This is a genomic window from Pseudoalteromonas sp. S1650, from assembly GCF_005887195.1.
Taxonomy (GTDB): Bacteria; Pseudomonadota; Gammaproteobacteria; order Enterobacterales; family Alteromonadaceae; genus Pseudoalteromonas; species Pseudoalteromonas simplex.
Genome location: NZ_PNDF01000021.1, coordinates 1 through 21,499 on the forward strand (window position 1 = coordinate 1; position 21,499 = coordinate 21,499).

At 41.5% G+C, this 21,499-nt stretch carries 25 protein-coding genes and 1 riboswitch; of the genes, 18 read left to right on the plus strand and 7 right to left on the minus strand.

Annotated elements, in window-relative coordinates:
• Positions 1 to 309: 309 nt before the first annotated feature.
• The 11 genes from CWB80_RS06635 to ung all read left to right on the plus strand — a co-directional run bounded on the left by CWB80_RS06635 (position 310) and on the right by ung (position 9,522).
• Positions 310 to 738, plus strand: a complete 429-nt coding sequence (locus CWB80_RS06635) for an FKBP-type peptidyl-prolyl cis-trans isomerase (RefSeq protein WP_138601813.1) — start codon at positions 310 to 312, stop codon at positions 736 to 738.
• Between the two features lie 84 nt (positions 739 to 822).
• On the plus strand, positions 823 to 1,440 hold the full coding sequence (locus CWB80_RS06640) for a histidine phosphatase family protein (protein WP_138601811.1): 618 nt from the start codon (positions 823 to 825) through the stop codon (positions 1,438 to 1,440).
• Between the two features lie 60 nt (positions 1,441 to 1,500).
• Positions 1,501 to 1,568, plus strand: a riboswitch (cobalamin riboswitch).
• Between the two features lie 103 nt (positions 1,569 to 1,671).
• Complete coding sequence (locus tag CWB80_RS06645; protein ID WP_138601809.1) at positions 1,672 to 2,502, plus strand: ABC transporter ATP-binding protein; 831 nt, start codon at positions 1,672 to 1,674, stop codon at positions 2,500 to 2,502.
• On the plus strand, positions 2,495 to 3,484 hold the full coding sequence (locus CWB80_RS06650; protein WP_138601807.1) for a FecCD family ABC transporter permease: 990 nt from the start codon (positions 2,495 to 2,497) through the stop codon (positions 3,482 to 3,484). The genes CWB80_RS06645 and CWB80_RS06650 overlap by 8 nt, the downstream gene beginning before the upstream one ends.
• 3 nt (positions 3,485 to 3,487) lie before the next feature.
• Positions 3,488 to 4,549: a nicotinate-nucleotide--dimethylbenzimidazole phosphoribosyltransferase gene (gene cobT / locus CWB80_RS06655; protein ID WP_138601805.1), complete on the plus strand. Its 1,062-nt coding sequence runs from the start codon at positions 3,488 to 3,490 to the stop codon at positions 4,547 to 4,549.
• Positions 4,503 to 5,357: an adenosylcobinamide-GDP ribazoletransferase gene (locus CWB80_RS06660; protein ID WP_228290589.1), complete on the plus strand. Its 855-nt coding sequence runs from the start codon at positions 4,503 to 4,505 to the stop codon at positions 5,355 to 5,357. Before cobT ends, CWB80_RS06660 begins: the two co-directional genes overlap by 47 nt.
• Positions 5,354 to 5,881: a bifunctional adenosylcobinamide kinase/adenosylcobinamide-phosphate guanylyltransferase gene (gene cobU / locus CWB80_RS06665; protein WP_138601803.1), complete on the plus strand. Its 528-nt coding sequence runs from the start codon at positions 5,354 to 5,356 to the stop codon at positions 5,879 to 5,881. Before CWB80_RS06660 ends, cobU begins: the two co-directional genes overlap by 4 nt.
• Positions 5,881 to 7,365: a cobyric acid synthase gene (locus CWB80_RS06670; RefSeq protein ID WP_138601821.1), complete on the plus strand. Its 1,485-nt coding sequence runs from the start codon at positions 5,881 to 5,883 to the stop codon at positions 7,363 to 7,365. The genes cobU and CWB80_RS06670 overlap by 1 nt, the downstream gene beginning before the upstream one ends.
• A 9-nt stretch (positions 7,366 to 7,374) precedes the next feature.
• Positions 7,375 to 7,974, plus strand: coding sequence for a cob(I)yrinic acid a,c-diamide adenosyltransferase (cobO, locus tag CWB80_RS06675; protein WP_138601801.1), 600 nt, complete (start codon positions 7,375 to 7,377; stop codon positions 7,972 to 7,974).
• 1 nt (position 7,975) lies between these two features.
• A complete protein-coding gene (locus CWB80_RS06680) occupies positions 7,976 to 8,833 on the plus strand; it encodes a cobalamin-binding protein (protein ID WP_138601799.1) in 858 nt (285 codons plus the stop codon).
• Positions 8,830 to 9,522, plus strand: coding sequence for a uracil-DNA glycosylase (gene ung / locus CWB80_RS06685; RefSeq protein WP_138601797.1), 693 nt, complete (start codon positions 8,830 to 8,832; stop codon positions 9,520 to 9,522). Before CWB80_RS06680 ends, ung begins: the two co-directional genes overlap by 4 nt.
• On the opposite strand, the gene CWB80_RS06690 is transcribed toward ung, so the two are convergent.
• Positions 9,523 to 9,711 (minus strand): DUF3545 family protein, encoded by a 189-nt coding sequence (locus CWB80_RS06690; RefSeq protein ID WP_054554247.1) that lies wholly within the window; start codon positions 9,709 to 9,711, stop codon positions 9,523 to 9,525. It lies immediately after the preceding gene.
• Positions 9,712 to 9,897: 186 nt separating this feature from the next.
• Positions 9,898 to 10,848 carry a transaldolase gene (tal, locus tag CWB80_RS06695; protein WP_054554248.1) on the minus strand — a complete coding sequence of 317 codons (951 nt, stop codon included), beginning with the start codon at positions 10,846 to 10,848 and terminating at the stop codon, positions 9,898 to 9,900.
• 222 nt (positions 10,849 to 11,070) lie between these two features.
• Between tal and yaaA the strand changes: the two genes are divergently transcribed.
• From yaaA to CWB80_RS06720, 5 genes are all read left to right on the plus strand, one after another.
• Positions 11,071 to 11,850, plus strand: coding sequence for a peroxide stress protein YaaA (yaaA, locus tag CWB80_RS06700; RefSeq protein ID WP_062566697.1), 780 nt, complete (start codon positions 11,071 to 11,073; stop codon positions 11,848 to 11,850).
• A gap of 117 nt (positions 11,851 to 11,967) precedes the next feature.
• Positions 11,968 to 12,903 carry a mechanosensitive ion channel family protein gene (locus CWB80_RS06705; protein WP_138601795.1) on the plus strand — a complete coding sequence of 312 codons (936 nt, stop codon included), beginning with the start codon at positions 11,968 to 11,970 and terminating at the stop codon, positions 12,901 to 12,903.
• 161 nt (positions 12,904 to 13,064) lie between these two features.
• Positions 13,065 to 13,322, plus strand: coding sequence for a ribbon-helix-helix domain-containing protein (locus CWB80_RS06710; RefSeq protein ID WP_138601793.1), 258 nt, complete (start codon positions 13,065 to 13,067; stop codon positions 13,320 to 13,322).
• Positions 13,309 to 13,611 carry a type II toxin-antitoxin system RelE/ParE family toxin gene (locus CWB80_RS06715; RefSeq protein ID WP_138601791.1) on the plus strand — a complete coding sequence of 101 codons (303 nt, stop codon included), beginning with the start codon at positions 13,309 to 13,311 and terminating at the stop codon, positions 13,609 to 13,611. The genes CWB80_RS06710 and CWB80_RS06715 overlap by 14 nt, the downstream gene beginning before the upstream one ends.
• Positions 13,612 to 13,749: 138 nt before the next feature.
• Complete coding sequence (locus CWB80_RS06720; protein WP_138601789.1) at positions 13,750 to 14,226, plus strand: hypothetical protein; 477 nt, start codon at positions 13,750 to 13,752, stop codon at positions 14,224 to 14,226.
• A 258-nt stretch (positions 14,227 to 14,484) separates the two neighbouring features.
• Here CWB80_RS06720 and serA read toward each other — a convergent pair whose 3' ends face one another.
• The 5 genes from serA to CWB80_RS06745 form a co-directional block, all read right to left on the minus strand.
• Positions 14,485 to 15,714, minus strand: a complete 1,230-nt coding sequence (gene serA / locus CWB80_RS06725; RefSeq protein ID WP_054554254.1) for a phosphoglycerate dehydrogenase — start codon at positions 15,712 to 15,714, stop codon at positions 14,485 to 14,487.
• Between the two features lie 14 nt (positions 15,715 to 15,728).
• Entirely contained in the window at positions 15,729 to 16,382 is a 654-nt protein-coding gene (gene rpiA, locus CWB80_RS06730) for a ribose-5-phosphate isomerase RpiA (protein ID WP_054554255.1), read from the minus strand.
• Positions 16,383 to 16,436: 54 nt separating this feature from the next.
• The gene (locus CWB80_RS06735; RefSeq protein WP_138601787.1) at positions 16,437 to 17,033 is read right to left on the minus strand and encodes a 5-formyltetrahydrofolate cyclo-ligase; all 597 of its coding nucleotides are present in this window, start codon (positions 17,031 to 17,033) and stop codon (positions 16,437 to 16,439) included.
• Between the two features lie 13 nt (positions 17,034 to 17,046).
• Positions 17,047 to 17,613, minus strand: coding sequence for a hypothetical protein (locus tag CWB80_RS06740; RefSeq protein ID WP_138601785.1), 567 nt, complete (start codon positions 17,611 to 17,613; stop codon positions 17,047 to 17,049).
• 118 nt (positions 17,614 to 17,731) lie between these two features.
• On the minus strand, positions 17,732 to 19,249 hold the full coding sequence (locus tag CWB80_RS06745) for a S10 family peptidase (protein ID WP_054554258.1): 1,518 nt from the start codon (positions 19,247 to 19,249) through the stop codon (positions 17,732 to 17,734).
• Positions 19,250 to 19,749: 500 nt separating this feature from the next.
• Here CWB80_RS06745 and CWB80_RS06755 point away from each other — a divergent pair, with 500 nt between their 5' ends.
• Positions 19,750 to 20,979, plus strand: a complete 1,230-nt coding sequence (locus tag CWB80_RS06755; protein WP_054554259.1) for a diguanylate cyclase domain-containing protein — start codon at positions 19,750 to 19,752, stop codon at positions 20,977 to 20,979.
• Positions 20,980 to 21,160: 181 nt separating this feature from the next.
• Positions 21,161 to 21,499, plus strand: a complete 339-nt coding sequence (locus CWB80_RS06760) for a P-II family nitrogen regulator (RefSeq protein ID WP_054554260.1) — start codon at positions 21,161 to 21,163, stop codon at positions 21,497 to 21,499.

The window sequence follows — 21,499 nt, forward strand, 5'->3', positions numbered from 1 at the left end:
ATTTAAGCGGAATGGTATAAGAATGGCTTCAGCAATGAATATTTTTGTTTTATTATTTCGGCACTGAAGTGCCTCCTACAAGATTTTATTACTTAAAGAGACTCTGCCCCAAACACCCACACCGCGCGGCTGAACGCTGACGGCTGAAAGCTGATAGCTCTGTGTTGGGTTTCGCTGTGCTCTACCCAACCTACGCCAGATCCTCAAACTTTCCCCTTTCTAACTTGCAACTTTACTCTCGCAAACTTGCTTCCCCTACCTTGTTATGCGATAAAGCGTCTTATATTTGTAATACAATTAAGGTTTGCTGTGTCTCGTAAGAAAACGACCAAGTCAAAAGGTTCTTCAGGTTTAAATCGTAAAAATAGTGAAGCATTTATTGCTAAGTTCTCATCGCATCCAGATACACATCTATGCCCGTCGGGCTTAATGTATAAAGTGATTGATGAAGTTGAAGGAGAACGCATATCAGAGTTTGATACAGTGGTTATTAACCAACGTATTATGCTTGCTGATGGTAATGTGATTGCCGACAGTTATAAAGCGGGTATGCCCGAAGTGTTCGCTTTATCTGAAGCTATAGAAGGGTTAAGAGAAGGATTGTTATTAATGAATATTGGCTCTCGCTATGAATTTGTGATCCCTCCAGAGCTTGCTTGGGGTAAAAAAGGTAACGGTGGCAAGATTGGCGCAAATGCAGTGCTACATTTTGACGTTCGTTTAATGCGTTTAGCTTAACTCTCTGAGCATAACAGCCTTAGCATAAGTCGACAGAGTATTTAAAACGCGTTAACGTTCACTATTGGTTTACTGAGGAACATTATGGACGTATTTACTTCACGAGTTTACTTTCTTCGCCATGGCGAAATCGCTACGCCTGGAATTCTTTCTGGGCAAATCGATGTCGGTTTATCTGAGCAAGGCCTTGAACAAATGCGCCAAGCCTCTGCTGAGCTTATACGTTTAAATGCCATATATAGCTCACCACTAAAGCGTTGCTCAGTCCACGCTGATTATTTAGCAAATCAGCACTCACTGCATGTACAGTATTATAACGCGCTGAAAGAGTTTAATTTTGGTGATTGGGATGGCCAAGATTATCAACAGCTTTGGCAGCAAACAAGTAAGCCTCATATTGGTGATTTTTGGCAGCACCCATGGCAAGTAAAGGTACCTAATGGTGAATCTATGGCTGATTTCTACGCCCGGGTAGAGGCATGGTGGCAAACATTTTTACAATCACTATGTGAATCTAAGCATGAACAGTCATTGGTAATTAGTCATGCTGGAGTGATCAAACAAATTCTCGCTATTGTTTGTCAGATGCCAAAACAATCAGCCACGCATTTAAATGTTTTTCATCTTCCTTATGCGGGGCTTATTACACTCGATGTATATATAGATGAACAAGGAGAAGCTTGGCCTAAAATTGTTTTTTAGCCATCTAGAGCGATATTCATTGAATTATTTACTTAGCCCGCCATAATACTCATATGCTATGGAATGGAGTGTAATTCTCCAGCTGTTCCCGCAACTGTAATCCATCGAAGTAATGGTTAGCCAGATACTTAGCACTAACAATTAATCATCGAGCGGGTCAACTCACGTCATTTTCTGGTACTTACCAGTGCTTTCTTGTGCGTTGCGATTGCTCGTCAAGAGAGAATAAGCTTGCAACAAAATAGCCATAGCGCTGCACCATTAATATCAGTGTCTGATTTAAGTTGGGGTACTGCGAATAAAACTATACTTAAATCAATTAACCTTGAGTTAAAAGCAGGGCAGTTTATCGGTCTACTCGGCCCTAATGGGGCAGGTAAATCAAGCCTGCTGCGCTGTCTTTATCGTTACTTGAAACCTCAGCAAGGGGCTGTGCTGCTAAGCGGTCAAGATATCTGGAAAATCAGTGCTGATGAATATGCAAAGCAGGTTGCAGTGGTTTTACAAGAGTCTCCATCGCAGTTTAATTTGTCTTTGTTCGATGTAGTGAGTTTAGGCTTAACACCTCATAAGCGACTTTTCAGCGCCACGTCTGCCAATGATAAGCAGCGAATATATCAAGCTATAGAGCAGGTTGGTTTGTCTCATCATAGTGAGCAAGCATTTGATTCGCTCTCAGGTGGCGAAAAGCAAAGAGCGCTTATTGCACGCTCTATTGTACAACAACCTAAGTTGCTCATCATGGATGAGCCTACCAGTCACCTTGATGTTAAATACCAAATTCAAATAATGGAATTAGCAAAGTCCCTCGATGTGACAGTGCTTGCCTCTTTCCATGATTTAAATCTCGCAGCGAGTTTATGTGATGAATTATTGGTGATTGATGAAGGGCGTTTGGTTTGTCAGGGGCAACCAAAAGCGGTGCTAACTGAGCAGCTGTTGAGTGATGTATTTGGTGTCTGTGCAGCGGTATCTGCTCACCCGCAATCAAGCACTGATAAGTTTATTCCGCACATCACTTATTTTTATGGCTATCAGACACAGGAGCATCAAAATGACTGATGCAATGCGTTTAAGTATCTGTGTTGTCGTAGGGCTTATTAGTTGTTTTTTAGCATTGAGCTTTGGTGCTGCAAATACGCCACTGAGTGATGTTTTTAATGGTTTGTTTAGCCAAGGTAGCGATGAATTTGTGCAGCGTATTATTTGGCAGTTGCGTATGCCAAGAACGGTGCTGGCATTTTTAGCAGGCTCAGGGCTTGCTCTGGCAGGATTAATTTTACAGACCGTAACCCGAAACCCGCTTGCTGACCCTTATTTGTTTGGTATTTCTTCTGGGGCTTCATTCGGTGTGGTGTGCTTTATAGCCCTAACCGGTGTGAGTTTTGGCTTTAGTATGTCAGTTGCAGCATTTGCCGGAAGCTTACTTTCTATGCTGTTGCTTATTGCTATTGCAGGGCGTCGCCATGTTGGCCAAGTTGAAGCCATGTTACTCGCTGGTGTTGCTTTATCTTTCTTATTTAGCGCTCTGACTAGTCTGCTGCTTTATTTTAGCGATCCTCAAGCTATAACCGCCATTTTGTTTTGGACGATGGGCAGTTTTTCTCGTGCACAGTGGGACACTCTTTGGCTGCCATTTACCGTTATTATTGCCTGCATGACGCTGATGATTGCATTTCGTCGTCAGCTTAATGCAATGCTGCTTGGTGATGAAAGTGCTGCGACTTTGGGGATTCATGTGCAACGCTTTCGGATCATGATGCTACTGCTAAGTTCATTGATCACAGCGGTGCTTGTTGCTATGTGTGGAGGCATTGGTTTTGTCGGCCTGATGATCCCACATATTGTGCGCTACTTTTCACCGCAAGGCAGCAGCCATAACTTAGTTATGACCTCCTTGGTCGGAGGTATTTTTATGGTGTGGGTAGATGTGTTATGCCGAACCCTATTGAATAACCAAGAATTACCTGTAGGTGTGATCACTGCCGCTATTGGTAGCGTGTTCTTTTTATTCTTACTTTATTTTCGCAAACAGAGCAGGTAGCGAATGTTTAATATCATGCCTATTAATCAGCAATTTTCAGCTGGTATTCAACAAAAAATAGACCTTAAAACAAAGCCGCTAGGCGCTTTGGGTCAGCTTGAAAGTTGTGCCAAACAATTAACGCTTATTTTTTCAAAGCAGCTTGATAGTGAGCAGGCGCTAGTTGCCTTTAAACCGGTTATTTCAAACCCTTCTCTAATTGTATTTGCGGGCGATCATGGTGTGGCAAGCCAAGGTGTGTCAATTGCTCCTAGCAGCGTTACATCACAAATGGTGGCAAACTTTGCAGCAGGAGGCGCAGCGATCAACGTGTTTTGCCGTCAGCTTGGCTGGCAGCTAGAAGTTGTTGACGCCGGAACACTCAGTACTTCACACGATAAAAGTGTGCATAACCAGCGTTTAGGTGAAATCACTGCACCACTGAATACTGAAATGGCCATGTCACTTAGCCAGGTTGAAAAAGGGTTTGAATTAGCCAAACAGCGAGTTCATTCACTCTATGAGCAAGGTTGTAATACCATCGCCTTTGGTGAGATGGGTATTGGCAATACCACAAGTGCTGCGGCATTAATGGCTGCCTTGTTGTCGTTACCTGCCAGCCAATGTGTTGGTAAAGGCACAGGTGTGAGCGACGAGGTTATAGCTAAAAAAATTAAAGTTGTTGAGCAAGCCCTTCAATTACACCAAGCTCATTTTGACGACCCATTAATGACGCTTGCGGCATTAGGCGGTTTTGAAATTGTACAGATCACCGGTGCCATTTTAGCTGCTGCCGAGCTTAGTATAGCGGTGATCGTGGATGGCTTTATTTGCACTGCAGCAGCGCTTGTTGCAACTCGCATTAATGCAAACGCTCGCGATTATATGTTATTTGCTCATGCCTCTGATGAGCAAGGGCACAAAGCAATGCTCAATGCCTTGCATGCAGCACCTTTATTGCAGCTTGATTTACGTTTAGGAGAGGGCACCGGGGCTGCGCTTGCTTTACCTTTACTGCAAGCATCTTTGGCGTTTTATAATGACATGGCAAGTTTTGCCGATGCCAATGTTGAGCAAGTTGTCTGATATGAGCGCTGAACAACACACTTCTGACTCTACCCCAAGTCAGCTTCAACTATTTTTACTGGCGCTTAGTTTTTTAACGCGGATACCCGTTAAATTAAACTTTGCAGTATCGAGTCAGGCACTCAATCAGGCCAGCCGCTATTTTGCATTGGTCGGTGTAATATTAGGTGTACTTTTAGCGCTGATCTTTTTACTGCTAAGTTGGTTATTCCCTGCAGCCATTGCAGTCGCGTTAGTTATGGCGTTTAGCTTGATAATCACAGGGGCATTCCATGAAGATGGCCTTGCAGATGTCTGGGATGGCTTTGGTGGTGGTTGGCAAGTAGCAGATAAGCTGAGCATTATGAAAGATAGTCGCTTAGGTACCTATGGTGCTGCGGCGCTTGTGATGGCCTTATTAATTAAGTACCAAACACTCGTCGCACTTAGTGAAGTAACCAGTACTGTGATTATTGCACTTGTTTTAGGGCAAAGCTTAAGTCGGGTTGTAGCAACAAGTTTAATTGCAGACATGGACTATGTAAGTCAGGACGCCACATCTAAAGTAAAACCCATTGCGATGCATTTAAGCACGCAGAGTTATCAAATACTGCTAGCAACTGGCGGTGCGGTGTTAGCAATTGCATGGTTGTTTTTTGGCTTTTCTTTAGGGCAATTATTAATACTCATCAGTGTGCTTTGTGTTACTCGCTTACTATTAAAGCGCTGGTTTGAAAAACAGTTATCTGGCTACACCGGCGATTGCTTAGGGGCAGCCCAGCAAGTATCTGAGCTTGTTACTTACCTTTGCTTGGTGAGTTTATTATGAGCCAACAACATACTTTAATTTTAGGCGGTGCTCGCAGCGGTAAAAGCCGTTTTGCTGAGCAGCTGGCAACAGATTCAAACAAGCCGCTTATCTATATTGCCACAGCCAATGCGGGTGATGAAGAAATGACAGCCAGAATTAATAGGCATCAAGCAGAGCGTGCTAAGCATTGGCAGCTTGTTGAAGAGCCTTTGTATTTGGCTAAAGCACTACAACAATATAGCCATGCTGAAAACTGTATTTTAGTGGACTGTTTAACGCTGTGGTTGAGTAATTGCCTATGCCTGCAGGGTGAAGCATTTTGGCTTGAGCAAAAAGCGGCCTTACTCGATGTGCTATCGCAATTGCCAGGTGAGGTGATTTTTGTCAGTAATGAAGTGGGTCATGGTATTGTGCCGCTCGGTGAATTAAGCCGTCAGTTTGTTGATCATTCAGGTTGGTTGCATCAAGCCTTAGCACAGCAAGTTGCACGTGTTGAGTTTGTGATTGCAGGTCTTGCACAAACCTTAAAAAGAGAACAATGATGAAAACATTAATGGTGCAAGGCACGACCTCAGATGCAGGTAAAAGTACTCTTGTAGCAGCACTTTGCCGGATCTTTGCTAATCGAGGCATTAAGGTTGCGCCTTTTAAGCCACAAAATATGGCGTTAAATAGCGCCGTAACCGAAGATGGTGGCGAAATAGGTCGCGCACAAGCTTTGCAAGCAGTAGCGGCAAAAGTCCCCGCAGAAGTCGATTTTAACCCTATCTTATTGAAACCTAACAGCGATACCGGGGCGCAGGTAATCGTCCATGGTAAAGCGCTGTCGAATATGGAAGCGGGCAGTTATCACGACTACAAAAAAGTGGCGATGGATGCAGTTCTTACTTCGCAGCAGCGTTTAAGTGAACGTTTTGAATTACTGGTTGTTGAAGGTGCAGGGAGCCCAGCAGAAATTAACCTGCGCGAAAACGACATTGCTAATATGGGTTACGCTGAGGCGGTTGATTGCCCGGTGATCATCATTGCCGATATCGATAAAGGCGGCGTGTTTGCTCATTTAGTCGGAACGTTAGCCTTGTTGTCTGAGTCGGAGCAGGCTCGCGTTAAAGGCTTTGTGATTAACCGTTTTCGGGGTGATATTGCGTTATTGCAAGGCGGTCTTGATTGGTTAGAGCAATACACCAATAAGCCAGTGCTTGGGGTGTTACCTTATTTACATGACTTAGCACTCGATGCAGAAGATGCCGTTGCTATAATTAATCAGGTAGATAAACCGCAATTACGCATAGCCGTGTTGCTACTTCCTCATATTAGTAATCACACAGACTTCGATGCACTGCGATTACAACCAGAAATTGATTTACAGTATGTACGTCATACCCAGGCTATTCCAAGTGTTGATCTGATTATTATTCCGGGCAGTAAAAATGTACTCGGTGATTTAGCGTTTTTAAAAAATGAAGGCTGGCATAAACAAATAACACGTCATCTACGCTATGGTGGTAAAGTGCTGGGAGTATGTGGTGGGCTGCAGATGCTAGGCAACTACCTTACTGATCCACATGCTGTGGAATCTAATTTAGGCAGCGCAGCAGGGCTTGGGCTTGCTGACTTTGAAACGCAATTAGGGCAACAAAAAGTACTAAGCCAAGTCTCTGGTACTCTTCATTTAAACAATAGCGATGAAGCAATATCTGGTTATGAAATTCACGCCGGGATTAGTCAAGGGCCGGCACTTGAAAAGCCATTTTTGAGTTTTAATGAACACCCAAGTGGATTCAAAGTAGATGGTTTTATTAGTGATGATAACCAAGTAGCAGGTACTTACTTACATGGCTTGTTCGATACCCCTGAAGGCGTATCTGAGCTAATAACTTGGCTTGCAGCAAATAGCCAAATTAAGCCAATTGATATTAACTTAAACCGTGAACAACAGTTAAGCCGTTTAGCTAGTGTAGTAGCAGAGAATCTCGATATTGAACAAATCATCAATATTTATGAGAACTTCAATTTAGAGACATAAGGAACAACAATGAGCGAACAGAATCAAGATAAGCACCAACAACGCCAGCAAAAAGTAAAACAAAAAGTCGACGAACGGATTGCTGCTGCACAAAAAGAGCAGGGGATTTTTCAGGTTATAACTGGCAACGGTAAGGGTAAATCGACTTCTGGGTTTGGTACTGTTGCACGTGCGGTAGGTCACGGAATGAAAGCTGCTGTGTGTCAGTTTATTAAAGGCACATGGGAGTGCGGTGAACGCAACCTACTGGAAAAAGCAGGGGTTGAATTTGTTATTATGAACACCGGTTTTACTTGGGAAACACAAAATAAAGAGTCAGATACTGCTGCTGCGCAAGTGACATGGCAAGAAGCGAAAAGAATGCTGAAAGATGAGTCAATTAACCTCGTTATGCTCGACGAAATAACCTATATGATAACCTACGGCTATATTGATTTAGACGAAGTGCTAGAAGCAGTTAGCTCTCGTCCTGCTATGCAATCGGTGATTATTACAGGTCGTGGTGCGCACCGTAAACTGACCAACTTAGCTGATACAGTCAGTGAAGTCAGAAACGTAAAACACGCTTTTGATGCAGGAATAAAAGCGCAAAAAGGGTTCGATTTTTAACATGAGAACCATTAAGTTTGCACTCTTAGGGGTTTTATTTTATTTACCTGCATTGGCTCACGCTCATGAAATTAAAGAGCCGCAGCGTATCGTTGCCTTAGCACCGCACATTGTTGAAAACCTGTTTGCGATTGGAGCAGGAGAGCGCATTGTCGGTACCGTTGACTATGCAGACTTTCCTCAGCAAGCGAATGATATCGAACGAGTAGGCGGCTATTACGGAATTAACATGGAAAAGCTGTTGTCGTTAAAACCAGACCTAGTTCTGGCTTGGAAAACGGGTAACAAAGCCGAAGATCTCGCTTACATTGAAAAATTAGGTATTCCGGTAGCGTACAGCAATCCAAATCAGGTTGATAATGTGGCTGATGAACTACGTAAACTAGGCACGCTGACGCATTTGCAAACCAAGGCAAATAAAGTAGCCAAAGAGTTTGAAGTTAAACTCAATGCTATTCGTACAGCGCAAGAAGGCAAACCTAAAGTGTCGGTGTTTTATCAATTATGGCCTGAGCCAATGATGACAGTTGGCGGAAATACTTGGATCAATCAGCTATTAACTATTTGTCATGCGGAAAATGTGTTTGCTAATAGTGATACAGACTATCCGCGCATTAGTATTGAAAATGTTTTGGTTGCCAATCCAGAGGCAGTGATTATTCCAGATGAAAAATCGAAAAAGCCTCAGCCTAAAATTGATTGGCGACAATGGCCTGAATTGCCAGCGGTGCAACATAACCAGTTTATTAGTGTAAACGCAGACTTATTGCACCGTTTTACAACCCGTATGCTTGATGGTTTGACTGATATGTGTGGTAAAATAGACGTTTCTCGTCAGCAAATACAGGCTTCAAAATGAACGATTGGCAAACATTTCTAGATACCGAACTTGCTAAGCCCTACATGCAAGAAACCTTACAATATGTGGCCGATAGACGCGCAGCAGGCGTTACCGTTTATCCGAAAGACGAACAGGTATTCTCAGCTTTTGATGCTACACCTTTAAATGAAGTTAAGGTGGTTATTTTAGGGCAAGATCCTTACCACGGAGAAGGGCAAGCCCATGGTTTGTGCTTTTCGGTATTACCAGAAGTTAAAAAATTACCACCGTCTTTGAAGAATATGTACAAAGAGCTGGCAACCGATATAGAAGGTTTTGAGATCCCTCACCATGGCTATTTGCAAAGCTGGGCTGAGCAAGGCGTGTTCTTACTCAACACGGTATTAACTGTTGAGCAAGGGCAAGCTCACTCTCATAAGCACCTTGGTTGGGAGCAATTTACGGATGCAGTAATTGCGCTTATTAATCAGCACTGTGACGGTGTGGTGTTTGTGTTATGGGGTGCACATGCTCAGAAAAAAGGCAAACACATTGATACCTCGCGTCATCATGTGATCCAAGGCCCGCATCCATCACCGCTTTCTGCACATCGTGGCTTTTTTGGTTGTCAGCATTTTTCAAAGACAAACCAGCTGCTTACTGATCAAAATAAAGCACCAGTAAATTGGTCGTTGCCGCAAATGCAAAAGGCCCTTGCGGGCCTTTAATTAAAAGTCTAATTCATCAAGCTCAACGCTGTCTGTGAAATAGTCTAACTCCTGTAGTTCTTTGCGAAGTCTATGCTTGTCTTTCAACGCTTCGATTTCGCGCCATTTTCTCTTTTTATTTTTTGTAGAGGTCTTTTTTGTTGTACTAGGACCTTCTAATATTTCTAAAATATCGTCTAGGCTATCCATGAACTTCTCCTATTGATTTTTTGAACCTCGGAAATACCTATACCACAGGCTGCTCAAAAATAGAATAAAAAAGTGACAATACTGTTACAGAACTGTGATTGATAGATGAATAGATCAAAGAAGGTGGTTTTTTAGAAACAAAAACGCCACCTAGCGGTGGCGTTTTAAAAAATACTGTAATTTAAATTACATTGCTTTAAAGCGTGCTTCTAATTCAAGCTGTGCTTGAGCAAAAGAACGAATACCCTCAGCAAGTTTTTCTGTTGCCATAGCATCTTGGTTATGTAACCAGCGGAACTGGCCTTCAGTTAGTGGTGCTGGTTTTTCTTCAACAGTAAAGTCGCTCTCTAGTAGGTACTCTTGTGCATCCGTCAATTGGCCTAACTCTTCTAAAAGAGCAGGGCTAATCGTTAACTTATCACAGCCAGTCAGTGCGATGATCTCGCCTGTGTTACGGAAGCTTGCGCCCATAACAACCGTTTTGTAATCGTGGCGTTTGTAAAATTCGTAAATGCTACGTACAGATTGCACACCCGGATCGTTTAGCGGATCTGTTGGTTTTTCCATGCCGTTAGCAACGTGCCAGTCTAAGATACGGCCAACGAATGGTGAAATTAAAAATACATTCGCATCGGCACATGCGCGTGCTTGTGCTTCAGAGAATAACAGCGTTAAGTTACACTTAGTGCCTTCTTTTTCAAGCTGTTCTGCAGCTTTGATGCCTTCCCAAGTTGATGCAACTTTGATTAGGATTTTATCTTTGCTAACACCTTCTTTTTCGTAAAGGCTCAGTAAAGTGTGGGCTTTGTCGATAGTCGCTTGAGTATCAAATGATAAACGTGCGTCTACCTCTGTAGAGATATAGCCCGGTACGATTTCGCTAATTTCTTTACCAATTAATACAGCAAAGTAATCACATGCTAACTCAAGTTGTTTAGCTGCATCTTGCTCGGTTTCTTTGGCATATTGCCACGCTTTATCTAAATAAGGCTTATACGCTTCAATTTCACTGGCTTTTAAAAGTAGAGATGGGTTTGTTGTTGCATCTTCTGGTTGGTGCTTTTTGATAGCTTCGATATCACCTGTATCTGCAACAATAGATGAATGCTGTTTAAGCCTTTGTAGTGCTGAAGTCATTTGCTTTCCTCATTCCAAGCAAGTTAAAAGAAAATCCATTATAGCGGCCTTTATGCTGCAACACTATGACAGTGTTTAATAGGTCAAATGTCCTTAATACAGAAAACTAGAACATTATGTATGAAAAGAACAGCGGATAAAGGCAGGACGAAACAAAACGTGCATTTTGATTCAATTAATGTTGAAATTGACATCAAACAAATTACAAGTCAATAGCTAAGTATGATCACTGTTATTTCACCTGCAAAAAATTTAGATTACGAAACACCAGCCACGACCGATAAATTCACTCAACCTGAATTACTCGAGCACAGCGAAGAGTTAATGTCAGTTTGCCGTGATTTAACACCAGCACAAATTGGTAGCCTAATGAAAATCAGCGATAAACTAGCTGGTTTGAATGCGGCACGCTTCGCCGAGTGGTCACAGCCATTTACCCAAGATAACGCAAAACAAGCCGTGCTAGCCTTTAATGGTGATGTATACGGTGGCTTAGATGCGCAAACTCTAAGCGATGCTGATCTTGATTACGCACAGTCGCACTTACGTATTTTGTCTGGTCTTTATGGTGTGCTAAAACCATTAGATTTAATGCAAGCTTACCGCCTTGAAATGGGTACTAAGTTAGAAAACCCACGCGGTAAAAACTTATATGAGTTTTGGGGCAGTGTTATCGCCGAAAAGCTAAATACAGTGCTTGCTGAGCAAGATAGCAAATACTTGGTAAACCTTGCTTCTAATGAGTATTTTAAAGCGGTTGATAAAAAAGCATTAAATGCGCAAATCATCACTCCACATTTTAAAGACTGTAAAAACGGCCAATATAAAGTGATCAGCTTTTATGCGAAAAAAGCCCGCGGCATGATGGCACGTTACATCATTGAAAATAAAATCACCCAATTAAGTGATTTAAAAGATTTTACTGTTGCTGGTTATTACTTTAGCAGCGATGCAACAGCAAAAGAATTAGAGCCTGTTTTCTTACGAGAAGAGCAGAACTAAACTTTTAGTAAAATGAATTAGAAGAGCCGTGCTAAGCACGGCTTTTTTGTGCTTGTATGAAACTGGCGCTTATTTTGCAAAACACCTTTTATGTTTCTTAATGTATCAGGTAGTCGCATGTTAAAAATACCAACCGTCGGTGAAGCCGAAAAACTTATAGAAGAAAAGCTCGGTGGCTGGGTTGATATCATCATAAGCCATATCCCTAACTTTATTGTTGCAGTAATCATTACTATCGTGTTTTCACTGCTGGCGCGTATCGTTGGCTCAATGCTTAGAAAGCTATTACGCCGCTCGTTAGAGTCTTCGCAAATCGCAGACTTAATGTCATCGATAGTAAAAGTCATCGTGTTATGCGTAGGCTTATTTGTAGCCCTTGATTTCTTGGGCCTCAGAGGCACGGTCACCTCATTACTAGCTGGTGCGGGTATCGTAGGCCTTGCAATTGGTTTTGCCTTTCAGGACATGACAGAGAACCTTATAGCGGGTATTGCTATGGGTATTCGCAAACCATTTAAAACAGGGGATGTAATTCGCACTGAAAGCGTGTTTGGTACTGTACGGGCGATTAACCTTAGAAACACCCTCATTGAGAACTTTTATGGGCAACTTATCTTAGTGCCTAACAAGATTCTATTTAGAAATATACTCAGTAACTACAGTACCTTAGGTGTGCGTCGTATCGAAGTGCCAGTGGGAATTTCGTATGCAGATGACCCCGAGCAAGCTGCTGAGGTGATTGTTAAAAAAATCAATGAGTTTGATTTTGTGATCAAACAAGAAGAAACCGCAGTTTACGCCGAAAGCTTTGGTGATAGCAGCGTTAACTTACTAGTTTGGTTTTGGATTAAATACCCCGGCGAAGCGGATTTCATGACCGTTCGTCACAAGGCTGTTGTGGCAGTTAGAAACGCCCTAAGCGAAGCTGATATGACCATCCCATTCCCAATCCGCACGTTAGATTTTGGCATCAAAGGCGGCGAGAAATTAAATGCCATGATAAGCGAAAAACAGCAAGATAAAGACGCTGAGGCACCGCAAACCGATAAGTAAAATTTACTGACTCATCGGCGTGATTTACACAGGGAAGTGTGTTTGAGGTGGGGGATTAAGTAAAAGGTATAGTTGATTACTAGCACCAATAAGCTAAGCTTGATTGTAGTAGTACAAAGTAGGATTATATCTGGATTTGATCTGTTTAAGATGAGTAAATTATGACGATGGTAAAAAAAAGTATCACTGTGACTGCCCAACAAGAAAAATGGATGCAAGCACAGCTCGCTTCAGGAAATTATGCGAGTGACAGTGAGTTACTTCGAGATTTGATTAGAAAAGAGCAAATGCGAGCTTCTGAAATTGAAGCTATTCGTATGAAATTGATTGAAGCAGAGAAAAGTGGACTTTCAGATAAATCACCAAATCAAATGTTAGCTAGTTTCAAGGAAGAAGCGAGTAAGGATGGGAAGTTATAAACTTAATATTCAAGCCGAAGCTGATTTGAAGCGAATTTGGTTTCGTGGTTTAGAGCAATATGGTGAAAATCAGGCTGATGCTTATTTTTATAAGTTTTTTGATCGTTTTGAGCAATTGGCAAAGCAACCTTATTTAGCACCAGCAGTCGATGAAATTAGGCAAGGTTATCGACGAGCTGTTTGTGGTGTTGATAGCATTTATTTTCGCATTCAAGTTGGTAATATAGAAATTATGAGAGTATTAGGCAGGCAAGACATTCAAGCTAATCTTCGAATTGGCAATGTATAATCAATTTAACTTCAGACATAACAAAATATCGACAGGCTTTTTGTTTAATTCAGTAACTCGTATAGATTTTCTATGACTGCTAATTTATTTGTTGTGGCTTTATCAAATCTATCCAGATCGAAGGAGTCGTTTTGGGATATGAATTATTTTTCAATTTTTTTGATTTTAATTTCGCTTGTCGGCTGTAAGTCCACCCAAAGTACTATCGAATATACTGACCCTGGGTTTTATCTTGAACCCGTTTTAAAACTGAAAGTTGTTCCAACTTTCTCAAACCCTGTAATATATGAGGTTACAAGTGTAAGACCTTATCAGCTATTAACTAAAGTTTATGAAGGGTCTGGTGGCTATAATTGGAAAGGCATTAAGTCAGAGAAAAGTGTTGAGTTAACTGAAGGTGAGTATTCAAGCTTATTGTTAATGCTTGAAAAAGCATTGGAGTTTCCAAAAGATAAAACGCGAGGTGTGGATGGAGACACTTGGATGCTGGAAAGCTCATTGTATCAATATACCGCTGTAGCTTTTTGGGAACCTGAAGTTCAAACCGGTGAGCGAGGGCTTGGTAGTTTTGTAAAGTTAAAAGAATTTCTTGCGCATCTAAGTAGTAAAAACTAAGTTAAATACTAATAGTTACATGTTTAATATAGTTAAAGTGTAGTGGCCTTTCTTAGACATAACTTTTCGCGCGAAATAAATTTTACGCCTACATTAAAGTATTGCACCCTAACAACAGATGAGCGCAATCGGCTGATAGCTCTCTATAGTGTTGGGTTTCGCTGCGCTCAAACCAACCTACCTTAAAGTTTTGTCCTACAAAAAAAGCGCAAGCAGTTTAACTGGTTGCGCTTTTTTATTTATTCGGTATACCAACGATTAGTGAAGAATACGTGCTCTGATAGTCCCTTCAACTGCACTTAGCTCTTTAAGAGCGACTTCAGATTGGTCTGTATCTACATCAATTACTACGTAACCAATTGATTCGTCAGTTTGTAAGTACTGGGCTGCGATATTAATGCCGTGCTGTGCAAACGCTTGGTTAATTTGCGTTAGAACACCTGGGCGGTTGTGGTGCACGTGTAATAAGCGGCTGCGGTTTGCAAGCTCAGGCAGTGATACTTCAGGGAAGTTAACCGCCGTAATGGTTGAACCATTATCTGAGTACTTAGCAAGTTTGCCCGCTACTTCAATACCGATATTTTCTTGTGCTTCTTGAGTTGAACCACCAATATGCGGAGTCAAAATCACGTTATCGAACTCGCGTAGCGGTGATACGAACTCTTCATCATTTGATTTTGGTTCTACAGGGAACACGTCGATTGCAGCGCCGCTCAGCTTTTTATCACGAAGTGATTCTGCTAATGCATCGATATCAACAACAGTGCCGCGAGAAGCATTGATCAAGATGGCGCCTTGCTTCATTACTTCAAGTTCAGCCATACCAATTAGGTTCTTCGTTTGTGGTGTTTCTGGTACGTGTAAGCTAATAACGTCAGCACGTTGTAGTAACTGAGTTAGGTTATGAACTTGCGTTGCATTACCCAGTGTTAGCTTGTCTTCGATATCGTAAAACTCAACGTTCATGCCGATATTTTCAGCCATGATACCTAGCTGTGTACCAATGTGGCCGTAACCAATAATACCTAAGGTTTTACCACGTGCTTCAAATGAACCGTTGGCTGATTTTAACCAACCACCGCGGTGTGCAAGGGCATTACGCTCTGGAATACCACGAAGTAATAATAAGATTTCACCAAGTACTAATTCTGCAACAGATCGGGTGTTTGAAAATGGTGCGTTAAATACTGCAATACCACGTTCACGAGCACCTTGCAGGTCGACTTGGTTAGTACCGATACAGAAGCAGCCGATTGCGACTAGCTTTTCAGCTGCTTCTAATACCGCTTCATTAATATGAGTGCGAGAACGAAGGCCTACAAAGTGCACATCTTTAATGCGCTCAATGAGCTCGTCTTCAGGTAAGGATGTTTTTACGTAATCAATATTACTGTAGCCATTACGCTTAAGCGTTTCTACAGCACTTTGGTGCACGCCTTCCAGCAAGAGAATTTTAATTTTGTCTTTTGCTAACGATACCTTACTCATATCCTCATTCCTATTTACTTTATTTGCGGCCCGTTTTTGGTGCCGATAATGACTTTATCTGCGCCGCGATGGGCAAATAAGCCGTTTGTTACTACACCAACAATCTGGTTGATTGTTAGTTCTAATTCTTTGGCGTTGCTGATATCTAAATTGTGCACGTCTAAAATGACGTTACCGTTATCTGTTACAACACCTTCACGGTAAACAGGATCACCGCCTAGTTTTACTAGTTCACGAGCTACATAGCTGCGTGCCATAGGGATCACTTCAACCGGTAGTGGAAATGCGCCTAATGTTGTAACTTCTTTAGATTCATCAACAATACAAACAAATTGTTTTGCTACCGCTGAAACGATTTTCTCGCGTGTCAGGGCTGCACCACCGCCTTTGATCATCTCATTGTGTGGGTTGATTTCGTCTGCGCCATCAACATACACATCAAGGCTTGATACATCGTTTAGTTCGAATACTTCAATACCCAGTGCTTTTAACTTTTCAGTTGAAGCCTCAGAGCTTGAAACCGCACCAGTAATGGTGTCTTTTACTGTATCAAGTGCATCAATAAAGTGATTCACTGTAGAGCCTGTACCTACGCCAACAATGGTATTTTCATTTACAAACTCTAGGGCTGCCCAGGCAGCGGCTTTTTTTAATTCATCTTGCGTCATAATTATGTGCTCAGTTAGCTGTCAGAGAGGGCCTATAGTATACAAACAGTTTGCTTACCATTGGTAGATTTTCTCTGGGGTTATAATGTGTTTTAACGGTACATCCCACGATTCAATTGGCAATGCTGAAACATGCTGACATTGATGGGCAAGGCCTATCAAAATCGGTTTTTGCCAGTTTTCTTGGTAATACCGAGCCAACGTTTTGTCATAAAACCCACCGCCCATTCCTAAACGGTTACCTTGATCATCAAATGCCACTAATGGCATAAGTAAAATATCAAGCTTGTCTAAAGGACATATTTGACTGCAATTCAACTTGGGCTCCAAGATACCATAGCGGTTTGCAGTCATGGGTGAATTTTCTTCATACCTCTGAAAGTATAAAGTTGTGCCATTAAAGGGGTGAATTATAGGCAGGTATAAATGCTGCTCTTGCTTCCATAATTCTTTAATTAACAATGAGGTGTCTAATTCGCCATCATTGCTAAAATAAATGCCGATATGGACATTTTTAGGTGTTTTTAGTGATTTTAAGTGTTGAGTAAAATTCACTTTTAGCGCAATGGCTGCATTTTTTTGTTGTTCAACAGTCAGTGAATTGCGCTGTTTTCGGATAGATTGTCTGATTTCTGCTCGTGTGTTGCTCATGTCAATATTAGTATTAACTTTCTAAAAAGGAGAAAAGTTCAGGAAAAAGCTCCACTACACCTAAAATGATCAATAACACAATGACCATGGCAATAAGCGAATAGAGTAGGGTGTTTGAGCGTTTTTTAACGGGCTCTGTTAATTCGTCTTCAAGTAGCAAGTCATCTTCTTGCCAGCTATCGTCACTATCAGCAACGCTGTTATTTTCAAGCTCAGGTAAACGTTGCTCTAAGTCATCAAGTTTTTCTTCTAGACGAATAAGGCTACTGGTGATGTAATCGAGGGCATCAAAAATATGTTCTTCACGCTCTTTGGTCTGTGCATCTGTATTGCTTGATTGGTTGCTGGTGGCTGCTTGGTTTATCGGTTGGAGCTTGGCTTTAATGCCAACACTTGCGAGTAATTTTGCTTGTTTTAGTGCTTTATCTTGCTCGCTTGGTGCAAATAATGGCTTATGCTCAAACAGGGTTGCAACTTTGTCTGTTGTTGTTTTTAGTTTTGCAGCTAATTGTTCTGTTGCTTGTGCTTGGTCGACACCGGCTTCAAGCCCTGCAAACATTACGCGAAATTTTTCTGCCATTTGCTGATTATCCAAATCCTTAAATCAATGACTTGAGTATATACCCAAAAAGATTAGTGGAAAAACAAAAGCCCGTATAAAACGGGCTTTTTCTATTATGGATTTGCAAATACGCTGTTTAGTATTTTGCTGCTTTGCCTTCGGCTGGTAGAGATTTCAGGATGAAATCACGTAAGTCGTTATTTGATGACTCTAAATCAGCATGACGTAAATACATCATGTGACCACTGCGGTAGCCTTTAAAGCTTAAGCGCTCTTTCATTTTGCCACTAGGATCTAACTGCCACATTGTGTATTTAGCATCAAAGTAGTTTGTTGCACCGTCGTAGTAGCCAGATTGAATCATCACGTTTAAGTATGGGTTTTGTGCCATTGCTAAACGTAAGTTTTCACCTGTGTTGTTGCCTGAGCGATCCCAAGGGTGAACATTACCAAATAGGTTATATTTGATATCGGTTTTGTAGTTAAGCTCTTCACGTAGGTAATAGTTAATCGCTGGCGTGAATGAGTGTAACCATGAAGTAAGCTCAGCCCAGTAATCAGGTGACTCACCTGCATCACGTTTGTCGATACCTAAATAGCGAGAATCTAAACGGCCTACAGTTTGGCCGCGCTCGCGCAATAGCTCTTTCCAGAAGAAGTTATTTGGGATATCAAGGTTATTTTGCTCAACAAACTTTTCAGATAAACCTGCGTATTTTGCCGCTTGCTTGATAATGGCACGCTTTTCATCAGCAGGTAAGAAACCACCTTTAGCAATTGCAGGTAAGAACTTATTCACGGTGAACTGTTCAACTTCAGGGAGTAACTCGTCTAAGTCTTTTGCTTGTAAGTCTGCGCTAAGTGCTTTGTGGTACCAAGCGGTTGCAGCAAAGTAAGGTAGGCGGTTAGCAGCTTCTACAGGGCCTTCGCGCTTAATACCAATCTCAGTTGGTGATACTAAAATAACACCGTTGATGTACATCCATTGGCGATTTTGTAATTCGTGAGCAAGGCCAGATACACGAGTCGTACCATAGCTCTCACCAATTAAAAATTTAGGAGAGCGCCAGCGCTCGTTGCGAGAAACAAAGGTATTTAGCCACTCTGCTAAGTATTTGATGTCAGCGTTAACACCAAAGAACATTTTTTGTTGATCTGATTTACTTGGTAGCTCACCTTTTTCGTTTTCAAGAACACGTGAATAACCGGTGTTAACAGGGTTGATATAAACAATATCAGCCACGTCTAAAATTGAGTAAGGATTATCTTTTACGCCATAAGGTTGAACAGGGTAGCCTTCGTCATCAATTTTTAATACACGCGGTCCAGTATAGGCAAGGTGCATCCATACTGACGCAGAACCTGGGCCACCATTGAACGAAAAGACTAATGGGCGTTTTGTTCTATCGTCTACTTTGTCGCGGGTATAATAAGTATATTGTAGCGTTGCAACCGCATCGCCTTGCTCATTCCAAACTGGTTGTGTCCCTGTGGTTGCGGTATATGAAAAGCGCTCACCATTAATGCGGGCTTTGTGTTCTGTCACCACTTTACTGTCAACGTCAATACGACGTCCATTATCAGCAAAGCTTGGAGTACTGAAGGCCAGTGTTAATGCTGTCACTGACAAGCCAATAAAACTAACAAGTTTCATGTTGATTCCTTATTATTCGAATTGCAGCTATTAAAAAGTAAAGCCAAGTCGATGACAAACTAATGAGACTAGTCACCAATATTAGCTGTTAAATAAAAGAAGAAATGCAGGGTGAGTTACAAAAAAGTGCACTTTTTAGTAAAGATAGCTTGGTTAAATATTTAGCTAGATTAAAAAATGGCGTATATTGAGCAAGTTTATAAATGGTATACCCAAACCACCTCAAGATGCAGAATTCAGCGTTTCACAGGTGCTTAATATCAAGGCGTTACTTTGCAACAATGGCAGTCCCTTTTAAAAAGTAACAACGATGAGAGTAAGTGCCTGTGTAACGCCCAAAGGGTTGGTTTAAAAGCGATTTATACTGCGTTATAGATTTTAACAATAGAACCACTATTACTTGCAATCAATGCCTTGTTTAAATCGCTTTTAATTCCAACTGAAACTCGCACCTTGAGGTGGTTTGGGTATATACACGAGCTTAAGAAAGAGAAGTTGCAATGCAAAGAGTGTTAGTTGTAGAAGACAGTAAAGTAGTACAGCAAGTGTTACGGCATTTAGCAGCTCACTACCTTGATGTAGCTGTTGACTTTGCGTGGTCCTTAAAAGAGGGCGTAAACTATATCGCTAAGCATGACTACACATTAGCTTTGGTTGATTTAACATTACCTGATGCGATGAACGGCGAAGTGGCCAGATATACCCTCTCAAAAGATATTCCTACCGTGGTGCTAACATCTAAAATTGATGAATACATTCGTCAGCAAATGTTAGAACTAGGTGTGGTTGATTACGTAGTTAAAGACAACCGTGATTCATATCACTACGCGATTAAACTTGTTGCGCAATTGCTTAGAAATCATGGTTGTAAAGCGTTAGTGGCTGATGATTCGGTGTTAAGTCGTACTTTGATGAAGCAAATGCTTGAAAAGCAGCTTTTCAAAGTAAGTGATGCGCAAGATGGTGAGCAAGCACTACAAATGCTTAAAGACGACCCAGAAATTAAGTTATTGCTAACGGATTATGCGATGCCAACAATGGACGGCTTTGAGCTTGTTAAAGCGGTACGTAACTTTCGTGGCCGCGATGACCTAGCAATAATTGGCCTATCAGGTGCGGGTAAGCATGGTTTATCTGCGCGGTTCATAAAATATGGAGCTAATGACTTTTTAACTAAGCCATTTATGAACGAAGAGTTTCATTGCCGTGTGATGCAAACTATGGAGCAGTTGTCATTAATAGCCGATATAAAAGAAAGTGCATACCGCGATCATCTAACTGGTTTGCATAATCGACGTTATTTTTATCAATATGCTGAAAGAGTATTAAAAAATGTAGAGCAAGATAACGTGCTTGCCCTGCTTGATATCGACTTTTTTAAGAATATCAATGATCAGTTTGGTCACGAGGCGGGTGATCAGGCATTAAAGCAAGTAGCTTCATTTTTGAAAAGAAAGTTTGATGATTTTACAGTTGCTCGTATTGGTGGTGAAGAGTTCGCTGTAGTATTAAACAATATGGATCTCGAAAAGGCTCAGCCTAAGCTAAATACGTTTCGTGAACAGTTAGCTGAGCACGCCTTTTCAATTAATGGTGAACCTTACTCACTAACGATGAGTATTGGTATAACAAAATTCCATAAAGTATCCCTCACAGCTGCAATGCGCACCGCAGATAAAGCCCTTTATCAAGCCAAGCAGCAATCGCGAAATTGCTTAGTTCAACTATAGTTGTGTTAATTGCACCAGCGCAGGTTAATTGTTAAAAAAATGCACCATCAGGGTGCATTTTTTTTGTTCAAAAACGCAGTTTTGTTTTTAACTTATTGAAAGGATTAAATAAAAAATAGTGGCATAAAGGTTGGATTGTATAAGTCAACAGGATAACAATAAGCGTCCGAAGGGGGCCACTATGAAAATGATTAGTGCAATAATAAAGCCATTCAAACTTGATGATGTGCGTGAAGCATTGGCTGATTTAGGCATTGAGGGGATGACAGTTGTCGACGTTAAAGGCTTTGGCCGTCAACGTGGTCATACTGAGCTATATCGTGGAGCTGAATACCAAGTCGATTTTATTCCAAAGATCAAACTTGAAATTGCAACTCGTAGCGAAAATTGTCAACGCGTTGTTGAAACCATCACAAAAATTGCTTCAACAGGCAAAATTGGTGACGGCAAAATTTTTGTTTACGACTTAGACCAAATCGTTCGTATCCGTACGGGCGAACTTGATGAAGAAGCAATTTAA